A 9,806-nucleotide genomic window follows, 5' to 3' on the forward strand; every position below is an offset into this window, starting at 1 on the left:
GGGTTCGGGTGCCTTAGGCTGGACGAAGCCGGCAGGCCTGGCGGGACGCTTTTCCCCGCCGGGCCTGCCGGCTTTGGCCTGCCCCGGGTACCCGTAAGGGCCCCATGTCAAATCGAGCCGGACCGCACCACCGAGCCGTAGACCCGAACGCTCAACTCGGGTGTTCCGAACGTAGGACACTCGCGTTCCGAACGTAGGACTCGCGCGTGAGTCCTCAAGCTCCACCGCGCAACCACCCAACTACCCCGCGTTTACCCCCGACGATCACCCGGGTACCCACCAGCCATGCTGGGACGACTGGTCACCGGAGCCGCCGTGGGCGCAGCCCTGGGCGCGGCCTGGCTGGGCCTGCGCGAGTTCATCGCCTCCGGCACCATCTGCTCCACCGACGACTGGGACTGCCTGGCCCTGGGCCTGGTCTCCATGCCGATCAGCCTGATCGTGGGCCTGCTCCTCGCGTGGGCCGTCCTCAGGGCCGCCCACCAGGACCGCCCCCTGGGCTTCGCCGCCGTGGGCGTCACCTTCACCGCCGCCCTGACCCTGCTCACCGTCTGGGTGTCGATCCCCGCGGGCTCCGTGGCCGCCGGCCTGATCGGTTTCGTGCTGGCCGCACCGGTGACAGCCCGCCACCCCGTGAGCCACACTGCTGCCCGTGACTGACACGCCGCCCACCTCGCGCTCCGCCATCGGCGGCTTCGCGTTCCGGGTGCTGCTGCGCGTCGTGTTCTCGGCCGTCGTCGGCTCCGCGCTGTTCGTCGCCTGGATCCAGGCCTACCGCACCGGCGTGCTCGACCGCGTGGTCAACGAGACGTCCCTGGGCGAGTTCATCCTGCTGGTCGTCATCGGCCTGCCGATCGCGCTGGTGGCCAGCGCCCTGCTCGCCGGGCCGCTGCTGTGGCTGCTCAAGGTGCGCCCGGTGTGGCCGATCGTGCTGATCGGCCCGATCCTGCTGGGCCTCGCGCACTACTTCAAGGTGCCGGAGCGGTTCACCTGGATCGGCGACAAGTGGACCGTGCTCGTCCTGCTGGCGGGCGTCAGCTACGGCGTCGCGGGCCTGCTCACCGCCCCCGCCGTCCTGCGCCGAACCGGGAAGTAACCACCCCCGACCCCGGCACCACCCCCGACCCCGGCACCGACACCGACCCCGGCACCGCGCCCTACTCCGGCACCGGCACCGCGTCGAGCACCTCCTCCCCCACCCCCTCGAACCGGCACCACTCCACCGCCTCCTCACGGCTGATCGGGCGTGCCCCCTCGGGCCGGGCACCGCCGACGACGTCCCACCCGTCGGGCGCGAGCACGTACAACCGCCCGCCCCGCACCGCGAGCAACCTCCCCCGCGGGAACGCCATCGTCGCCTCCGCGCGCAGGAACCGAACCTCCACGGTGACCTCCACCTGACTCTTGACCTCCACCCAACTCCAGCCTGCAGGGTCGAGCACAGGAAAACCGGATGCCGGAAGTCGGTCCACCTTCGTACCGTCAAGGGTGGACCGGAGGGGGCCTCGTGTCGGAAGACCGTACTTCCACAGCCGCGAGCGTGCGCAGGCTGTGGCCGTACCTCAAGCCCGTTCGCACACCCGTCGTGCTCGCCATGGTCGCCACCATGCTCGCGATGATGTGCGGGCTGGGCATCCCGCTGATCACCCAACGCATCGTGGACGGCCCGATCGCCGACCGCGACCTGAGCGCGTTGCCGCTGCTCATCGGCGTCATCGTGCTGCTCGGCTGCGCCGAGGCCGCGCTGTTCTACGCCCGTCGCAAGCTGATCGCCGGACCGGCGTCGGACGTCGAGGCGCGGATGCGGGCCGAGCTGTACCACCACCTGCAAGACCTGCAGGTGGCCTTCCACGACCGCTACCAGTCGGGGCAGCTGCTGTCCCGCGCGACCACCGACCTGACCCAGGTGCGGCGGTTCGTCGGCTTCGCCGTCATCTTCCTGGTGGTGAACAGCCTCGTCGTCCTGATCGGGCTCGGCGTGCTCTTCTGGCTGTCACCCGTCCTGGGCATCATCGTGCTGGCGAGCACGCTGCCGCTGGTCGTGCTGTCCTACCTGTTCGAGACCAGGTTCAAGGTCGTCGCCCGCCGCGCGCAGGACCAGTCCGGCGACCTGACGACGGTGGTCGAGGAGTCCGTGCTCGGCATCCGGGTGCTGAAGGCGTTCGGCCGCGGACCGCACCTGACCGGGCGGTTCCTGCGCCAGGCGCGTGAGCTGCGCGACACCGAAGTGGCCAAGGTGCGGATCTTCGCCGCGCTGTGGGCCGTGCTGATCGTGCTGCCGGAACTGGGCATCGCGGGCCAGCTCGCGTTCGGCTCGATGGGCATCGCCGACGGCACCATGACCGTGGGCACGCTCGTCGCCGCCGTCACGGTGAGCGCCTACCTGCGCTGGCCGGTCGACTCGATCGGGTGGCTGCTGGCGGAGACCAACTCCACCGCGTCCGCGCTGGAGCGGTACTTCGAGGTGGTCGACACCGAGGTCACCGTCACCAGCCCGGCGAACCCGAAGCCGCTGGCCGCGCCCGTGCGCGGGCACGTCCGGTTCGAGGGCGTCCGCTACCGCCACCCCGGTTCGGGCACCGAGGTGCTGCGCGGCGTCGACCTCGACCTGCGGCCGGGCGAGACGGTCGCCCTGGTCGGCGGGACCGGCTCGGGCAAGACGACCGTCACCGCCCTGGTGCCGCGCCTGGCCGACGTCACGGCGGGCCGCGTCACGATCGACGGCGTGGACGTGCGCGACCTGGACCTGGGCGAGCTGCGCCGGGTCGTCGGCACCGCGTTCGAGGAGCCGATCCTGTTCTCCGCGAGCGTCACCGAGAACGTCGCGCTCGGCGCGCCCGACATCGACGAGGGCCGGGTCCGCGAGGCGCTGCGGGTGGCGCGGGCCGAGGAGTTCGTGGACGCGCTGCCGTGGGGCCTGGACACCCGGATCGGCGAGCAGGGCCTGTCGCTGTCCGGCGGTCAGCGGCAGCGCCTGGCCCTGGCCCGCGCGGTCGCCGGGCACCCGGCCGTGCTGGTGCTGGACGACCCGCTGTCCGCGCTCGACGTGCACACCGAGGCCGAGGTGGAGGCCGCGCTGCGGCGCGTGCTCAAGGGCGTGACGGCGCTGGTCGTCGCGCACCGCCCGAGCACGGTGCAGCTCGCCGACCGGGTGGCGATGCTGGTCGACGGCCGGATCGCGGCCACCGGCACCCACGCGCAACTGCTGGCCGACAACGAGGACTACCGCGCGTTGTTGTCCACGATGGAGGACGAGGAGGTGGCGGCGTGACCGCGGAGGCCGTGACCGGGCACCGGCCCGAGCCGGACCCGGACGAGGAGGCGTGGCGCGGCGTCGCGGCCGAGGACGTCGAGGACGTGGACTACGCGACCGGCGTCAAGCTCCAGGCCCGGTCCCGCCGGCTGCTCGGCGAACTGCTGCGCCCGCACGCCCGCGCGGCGACCCTCGCCCTCGTCATCGTGGTCCTGGAGAACCTGGTCAACCTGGCCGGTCCGCTGCTGATCGCGGCCGCGATCGACACCGGCGTCCCGGCCGCGCTGGACGGCAGGCCGCAGGCGCTCGCCTGGTGCGTCGGCGGCTACGTGGCGACGGCGATCTCCGCGACCCTGCTGCGCTGGTCGTTCGTCCGGCTCACCGGCCGGATCGGCCAGGACGTGCTGCTCGTGCTGCGGGAACGCGTGTTCCGGCACGCCCAGCGGCTGTCCGTCTCGTTCCACGAGAAGTACACCTCGGGCAAGGTGATCTCCCGCCTGACCAGCGACGTCGACTCGCTGCAGGACCTGGTCGAGGAGGGCCTGGACGGCTTCTTCACCTCGATGCTGTCGCTGCTCGGCATCTCGGTCGTCCTGCTCTATCTGGACGTCCCGCTCGCCCTGGTGGTGCTGTCCGGCTTCGTGCCGCTGATCCTGCTGACCCGCTGGTTCCGCCGCCGGTCCGGGCGGGCCTACCGGCACACCCGCGGCGCGATCGCCAAGATCATCGTGCAGTTCGTGGAGACCATGAACGGCATCCGCGCGGTGCAGGCGTTCCGGCGCGAGCGGCGCAACGAGAAGATCATGAACGAGCTGAACGGCCGGTTCCGGGACGCCAACACCGACGCGATGGGCGTGATGGCGGCGTTCACGTCGTCGGTGCGGGTGATCGGCAACCTGTCGCTCGCGGTGATCCTCGCCTGGGGCGCGCTGCGGGTGGCGGGCGGTCAGCTCGAACTGGGTGTGCTGGCCGCGTTCACGCTGTACGTGCGGCGGTTCTACGACCCGTTCGACCAGCTCGCCATGTTCGCCAACGCCTACGCGTCCGCCACCGCGGCGCTGGAGAAGATCTCCGGGTTGCTGGAGGAGGAGCCGCAGGTCCGCGAGCCGGAGGAGCCGACGCCGCTGGGCGAGGTGCAGGGCGCGGTCCGGTTCGAGGGCGTCGAGTTCCGCTACTCGCAGGACACGCCGCTGGTGCTGCCCGCGTTCGACCTGACCGTGCCCGCCGGGCAGACGGTGGCGCTGGTCGGGGCGACCGGCGCGGGGAAGTCGACGCTCGCCAAGCTGGTGGCCCGGTTCTACGACCCGACCGCGGGCGCGGTCCTGCTGGACGGGGTGGACCTGCGGTCGGTGGCCGACGCCGAGCTGCGGCGCGCGGTCGTCATGGTGACGCAGGAGAACTTCCTGTTCGACGGGTCCGTGCTGGACAACATCGCGCTGGGCCGGCCGTCCGCGACCCGCGAGGAGGTCGAGGCGGCGGCGCGGGCGGTCGGGGCGGACGCGTTCATCCGCGCGCTGCCCGAGGGCTACGACACCGACGTGCGCAAGCGCGGCGGCCGGCTGTCCGCGGGCCAGCGGCAGATGGTGGCGTTCGCGCGGGCGTTCCTGGCCGACCCGGCGGTGCTCGTGCTGGACGAGGCGACGTCCAGCCTCGACGTGCCGACCGAGCGCGCGGTGCAGGACGCGCTGGAAACGGTGCTGGCCGAGCGGACGGCGTTCATCATCGCCCACCGGCTGTCGACCGTGCTGATCGCCGACCGGGTGCTGGTGCTCGACGGCGGCCGGGTGGTGGAGGACGGCACGCCGGAGGAGCTGATCGGCGGCCGGGGCCGGTTCGCCGCGCTGCACACCGCGTGGCGCGACTCCCTGGCCTAGTGCGCACGCCCCCTGAACGCGGCACGCCGGGTTCAGGGGGCCGGCGCGCTCAGGGGGCCAGCAGGCTGGTCAGCAGCAGCGACAACCACGCCGCCAGCACACCCGCCACCACGCCGTACGCGACCCACCGCCACACCGGCACGTTCCGCGCCAGCCACACCGACGGGGTGATGCCGCCGACCACCAGGACGTTCGCCAGCAGGGCGAGCCACTGGCTGGTCTCGCCCAGCCCCACCGACAGCGTGTAGACGGTGAACGTCACCACGGCGGCCACGATGAAGCTGACCGTCAGGCCGGTGCCCCAGGGGGTCGGCTCCCGGGGCTCCTCCCGGTCGCCCTCCGGCTCCGCGCCCTCCTCGACGCCCTCGCCGACGTCCTCCGCCTCGTCCTCGGCGGGGACGTCCACGACGACCAGCTCGCCGGTCACCGGGTCGGTGTACCGCACCGGGACGCCCATCTCGGCGGCCAACCGGCCCGCCAACTGGCGTCCCCTCCTGGTGACCAGGGCGCTCGCGGCGCCCTCGGCGGGCGTCTCGGCCCGCGTCACCGCGCCGGCCACCTTCGCCCACTCGTGCAGCGCGTCGGCGAGACCCGCGCCGAGCGGGAGGGTGTGCGGGTCGACTTCCCGCTCGCCCGCGTCGTCGCGACCCGCGAGCACGGCCCGGCCGTCCTGGACCCGCAGTTCCACCTACGTCCTCCTCTGGTCGTGCCCGGTGAGAACGTAGCGTTTCAGGCGATCGCGTAGAAGGCGATGGCGCCCGCCGTCGCCACGTTCAGCGAGTCGACGCCCTCCGCCATGGGGATCCGGACGGCCACGTCGGCCGCCGCGATGGCCTCCTCGGTGAGGCCGGGCCCCTCCGATCCGAGCAGGACGGCGACCTTGCGGCCCCGCAGTCCGGCGTCGGCCAGGCCCTTCGCGTCGGCGCGCGGGGTGAGCGCGGCGACCGTGAAACCGTTGTGGCGCAGCAGGTCGAACGCTTCGGTGAGGTTCGGGACCGACGCGAACGGCACGCGCAGCACGTGCCCCATCGAGACGCGGACGCTGCGCCGGTACAGCGGGTCGCTGCACCCCGGGCCGAGCAGCACGCCGTCGATGCCGAGCGCGGCGGCGTTGCGGAACAGCGAACCGAGGTTCTCGTGGTCGCCGACGCCCTCCAGCACGGCGAGCCGGCGCGCGGACGCGACCAGCTCGGCCACGTCGGGCTGGGGCGCGCGGTCGGCGGACGCGAGCACGCCCCGGTTCAGGTGGAAGCCGACGACCTCGGCCATGACCTCGGCGGAGGTCACGTACGCGGGCGCGGGCAGGTCGCCGAGCGCGGCCACGCGGCGGCGCACGCCGAGCAGGCCGCGCACGGGGTAGCGCGAGGCGAGGAGCCGTTCGACGACCACCACGCCCTCGGCGATCACCAGGCCCCGGCCGCCGGGGCGGTCCGGGCGGCGGTCGGCCGTCGACAGGTCCCGGAAGTCGTCCAGCCGGGGGTCCGCCGGGTCGTCGATCTCGATCACGTCAGCAGTGTCCCACCTCCGCGCAGGTGAACACCCCTCACAGAATCGAGGCAGTTCAACACAAGCCCTGGACCAGCGAATTCTCGCTTATTGTTACCCCCATGTGACAGAGAGCACCGATTTGGGCGCTGGCGGGCGGGTGGTTGCTGTGTCACGGTTGGCCTCCGCTAAGCCCGCCGGAGCAGCCCTACCGTGATTGGGAGGCGGCATGGGTACGGATGTGTCCAGTCGGACGTTCACCAGGGAGGACCGCCAGCGCTACCGCGAGCGCATGCAGCGGTGCATGGACGCGCTGGGAACCATGCTGGTGGAGGAGAGCTTCTCCTTCCCGAGGCAGCAGATGGGGCTGGAGATCGAGCTGAACCTGGTCGACGGCGCGTGGCGGCCCGCGATGGCCAACTCCGAGGTGCTGGAGAAGATCGACGACCCGTCGTTCACGTTGGAGCTGGGCCAGCACAACCTGGAGGTGAACGTCCCGCCGCGCGAGCTGGCCGGCGACGAGACGCTGGACCTGGAGAGGGAACTGGTCTCCACGCTGGCGACGGCCGACGTCAAGGCGCACGACGCCGGCACGTCGATCGTGATGATCGGGGTGCTGCCGACGTTGCGGCACGAGCACTTCGACCGGCGGTGGCTGTCCAACCAGCCGCGGTACACGAGGCTCAACGACCAGATCCTCGCGCTGCGCGGGGAGGAGGTCGTGCTGTCTATGGAGGGCGCGCCCATGCCCGGACGGGTGGGCGAGCGGCTGTCCAGCTACGCGGAGTCCATCATGCCGGAGGCGGCCTGCACGTCCGTGCAGCTGCACCTGCAGGTGGCGCCGGACGACTTCGCGGCGCACTGGAACGCGGCGCAGGCGTTGGCCGGGGTGCAGGTGGCGATCGCGGCCAACTCGCCGTTCCTGCTCGGGCGGGCGTTGTGGCACGAGACCCGCATCCCGCTGTTCCTCCAGGCCACGGACACCCGGTCGCAGGAGCTGAAGAACCAGGGCGTCCGGCCGCGGGTGTGGTTCGGGGAGCGGTGGATCACGTCCATCTTCGACCTGTTCGAGGAGAACGTGCGGTACTTCCCGGCGTTGCTGCCGGAGACCGGTGACGAGGACCCGTTGGACGTGCTCGGGTCGGGCGGCACGCCGACGTTGACGGAGCTGCGGCTGCACAACGGGACCGTGTGGCGCTGGAACCGGCCGGTGTACGACGTCGTGGACGGCGTGCCGCACCTGCGCGTGGAGAACCGCGTGCTGCCGGCCGGGCCGACCGTGCTCGACACGATGGCCAACGCGGCGTTCTTCTACGGGGCGCAGCGGGCGTTGACCACGCTGGAACGTCCTTTGTGGAGCCAGATGTCGTTCCACGCGGCGGAGGAGAACCTGTACGCCGGGTCGCGGCACGGGATGGGCGCGCAGCTGTACTGGCCGGGGATCGGGTGGGTGCCGCCGGACGAACTCGTCCTGCGCCGGTTGCTGCCGTTGGCGCACGAGGGGTTGCGCGCGTGCGGGGTGTCCGACGAGGCGCGGGAGCGGTACCTCGGCGTGATCGAGGCGCGGTGCCTGACGCGGCGCACGGGGTCGCAGTGGCAGCGCGACACCGTGGCGCTGCTGGAGGACCGGGGAGCCGACCGGGACGCGGCGCTGAGCGCGATGCTCGGGCGGTACGTCGAGCTGTCGCACGCGGGGGAGCCGGTCCACACGTGGCCGGTGGGCGGCTGACCCGCCTGCCACGTGTCCCACGACCTGTCCGCCGCGCGTCGGGGCGCGGGGGTCAGGTCACCTCACGGGGCCCGAGGCCGCCCGATCGGACGGGCGGCGGGACTGGACGGCCTGACCGGGCGGGCAGCCGGACGGCGGGGCTGGACGGGCGGCGCGGCTACACGGCCTGACCGGGCGAGCGACCGGGCGGCGCGGCGCGGCGAAGCGGGGCTGCGCGGCGCGACGCGGCTCGTCGGGCGCGACGCGGCTCGTCGGGCGCGACGCGGCTCGTCGGGCGGGGCTCGTCGGGCGGGGCTCGTCGGGCGGGGCTCGTCGGGCGGGGCGGGGCGAGGCTGGTCGGGCGGCGCGGCGGGGCTGCACGGCATGACCGGGCAGCGACCGGGCGGCACGGCAGCGGCTGGGCGGCGGGGGCGGGCAGGCGACACGGCTGTCCTGCTCGTGAGGGCACCAGGGCCACCCGTGCCCCGGGCACAGCTCTGGCCTGCGCCGCGGCCTTCATTCTTCCGGCAACGCTCCGGGCGTTTCCATTGATACCCGCCGCGCCGTCATTAACACGTCAGGGTGATCTTTCACGGCCGCCGCGAGCGCCCGCACACCCCACCATACCCGCAGGTCAGCGCCGCCGCCCGGCCTTCAGCGGCGCGACGTCGGCACCGTCGTGGGAACTGCGGCACTCGTCGGGCGTCACGGCCTCGACCGCCAACGTCAGCATGCCCTTCACCCCGGTGTAGATGCTCTCGCCCGCCGACGCCAGCGACGTGTGCACCCGGTTCGAGTCGGAGAAGTCCCGCTCGTCCTTCGTGCGCTTCTTCCCGACCTCCTCGGGCTTCGTCGCACTGCGCAGGTTGACCTCCAACCACGCGGCCACTTCGGCGGGCGTGGTCAGGACCTCTTCCGGGGTGCGCTCCAACCGCTCGGCGCGCGGGGAGGCGTGGTCGAGTGACGTGTGCTCCACGTACGCGTGCCAGTGCGTGTTGCGCAGCGACCACGTCTGCTCGATCGGCCAGTCCTCCTCGGTGCCCATGCGCCTATCTTGCCAGGGTCCGCACGTCCAAGGTGTGGTCAACCCCCACCGCCGAAGCCAACTGCGGTCGTGGGTCACGAGCAGCGGACAGGTTCCCCGTGCCCTGCTTGCCGGCGAACGTGATGTTCTTGTCGCTTTCGTCGGACTTCGCGTTGCGCCGCCGCGCCGACGTCGAGGGTGGCCCCGCGAGCACGGTGCGCGGGCCGAACGACAGCGTGACGTCCCTGGCGCTCAACACCGGCCGATCGTCACACGGGGACCGATCCGTTGGCGCGGCGCATCTCCGGCCCGGGACACGACGAGCCCAGGACACGACGAGGCCGGGACACGACGAGGGCCCCCCCCCCCCCCCGCACACCCCCCGGGCGGGGCCCCCAAAGTTCCCCCAATAACGTCCCCCCCCCCCCCACACCCCCCCACACAAGCTAGAGAAAAAAATCG

General features: G+C 72.6%; 10 protein-coding genes. 5 read left to right on the top strand and 5 right to left on the bottom strand.

All coding sequences use genetic code 11. The features are described 5' to 3' along the window. Window positions 1-285: 285 nt before the first annotated feature. Both ACFXGA_RS02390 and ACFXGA_RS02395 read left to right on the top strand, forming a co-directional pair. Window positions 286-660: a hypothetical protein gene (locus ACFXGA_RS02390; protein WP_378083598.1), complete on the top strand. Its 375-nt coding sequence runs from the start codon at window positions 286-288 to the stop codon at window positions 658-660. Then, window positions 653-1,096 carry a hypothetical protein gene (locus ACFXGA_RS02395; RefSeq protein WP_378083600.1) on the top strand — a complete coding sequence of 148 codons (444 nt, stop codon included), beginning with the start codon at window positions 653-655 and terminating at the stop codon, window positions 1,094-1,096. The genes ACFXGA_RS02390 and ACFXGA_RS02395 overlap by 8 nt, the downstream gene beginning before the upstream one ends. Window positions 1,097-1,157: 61 nt before the next feature. On the opposite strand, the gene ACFXGA_RS02400 is transcribed toward ACFXGA_RS02395, so the two are convergent. Then, entirely contained in the window at window positions 1,158-1,415 is a 258-nt protein-coding gene (locus ACFXGA_RS02400) for a hypothetical protein (RefSeq protein ID WP_378083602.1), read from the bottom strand. A gap of 125 nt (window positions 1,416-1,540) precedes the next feature. Between ACFXGA_RS02400 and ACFXGA_RS02405 the strand changes: the two genes are divergently transcribed. Together ACFXGA_RS02405 and ACFXGA_RS02410 are read left to right on the top strand one after the other, a co-directional pair. Further along, window positions 1,541-3,271: an ABC transporter ATP-binding protein gene (locus ACFXGA_RS02405; protein ID WP_378083604.1), complete on the top strand. Its 1,731-nt coding sequence runs from the start codon at window positions 1,541-1,543 to the stop codon at window positions 3,269-3,271. Further along, the gene (locus ACFXGA_RS02410; protein WP_378083606.1) at window positions 3,268-5,127 is read left to right on the top strand and encodes an ABC transporter ATP-binding protein; all 1,860 of its coding nucleotides are present in this window, start codon (window positions 3,268-3,270) and stop codon (window positions 5,125-5,127) included. The genes ACFXGA_RS02405 and ACFXGA_RS02410 overlap by 4 nt, the downstream gene beginning before the upstream one ends. 49 nt (window positions 5,128-5,176) lie before the next feature. Here ACFXGA_RS02410 and ACFXGA_RS02415 read toward each other — a convergent pair whose 3' ends face one another. Continuing rightward, window positions 5,177-5,815 (bottom strand): DUF2537 domain-containing protein, encoded by a 639-nt coding sequence (locus tag ACFXGA_RS02415; protein WP_378083607.1) that lies wholly within the window; start codon window positions 5,813-5,815, stop codon window positions 5,177-5,179. Between the two features lie 41 nt (window positions 5,816-5,856). After that, entirely contained in the window at window positions 5,857-6,633 is a 777-nt protein-coding gene (locus ACFXGA_RS02420; RefSeq protein WP_378083610.1) for a TrmH family RNA methyltransferase, read from the bottom strand. 208 nt (window positions 6,634-6,841) lie between these two features. Between ACFXGA_RS02420 and ACFXGA_RS02425 the strand changes: the two genes are divergently transcribed. Beyond that, on the top strand, window positions 6,842-8,341 hold the full coding sequence (locus tag ACFXGA_RS02425; RefSeq protein ID WP_378083611.1) for a glutamate-cysteine ligase family protein: 1,500 nt from the start codon (window positions 6,842-6,844) through the stop codon (window positions 8,339-8,341). A gap of 613 nt (window positions 8,342-8,954) precedes the next feature. On the opposite strand, the gene ACFXGA_RS02430 is transcribed toward ACFXGA_RS02425, so the two are convergent. Together ACFXGA_RS02430 and ACFXGA_RS02435 are read right to left on the bottom strand one after the other, a co-directional pair. Further along, a complete protein-coding gene (locus tag ACFXGA_RS02430) occupies window positions 8,955-9,365 on the bottom strand; it encodes a hypothetical protein (RefSeq protein ID WP_378083613.1) in 411 nt (136 codons plus the stop codon). A gap of 4 nt (window positions 9,366-9,369) precedes the next feature. Continuing rightward, window positions 9,370-9,603: a hypothetical protein gene (locus ACFXGA_RS02435; protein WP_378083616.1), complete on the bottom strand. Its 234-nt coding sequence runs from the start codon at window positions 9,601-9,603 to the stop codon at window positions 9,370-9,372. Window positions 9,604-9,806 lie beyond the last annotated feature (203 nt).

It is taken from the genome of Actinosynnema sp. NPDC059335 (assembly GCF_042752395.1).
In the GTDB taxonomy this organism is placed as follows: Bacteria; Actinomycetota; Actinomycetes; order Mycobacteriales; family Pseudonocardiaceae; genus Actinosynnema.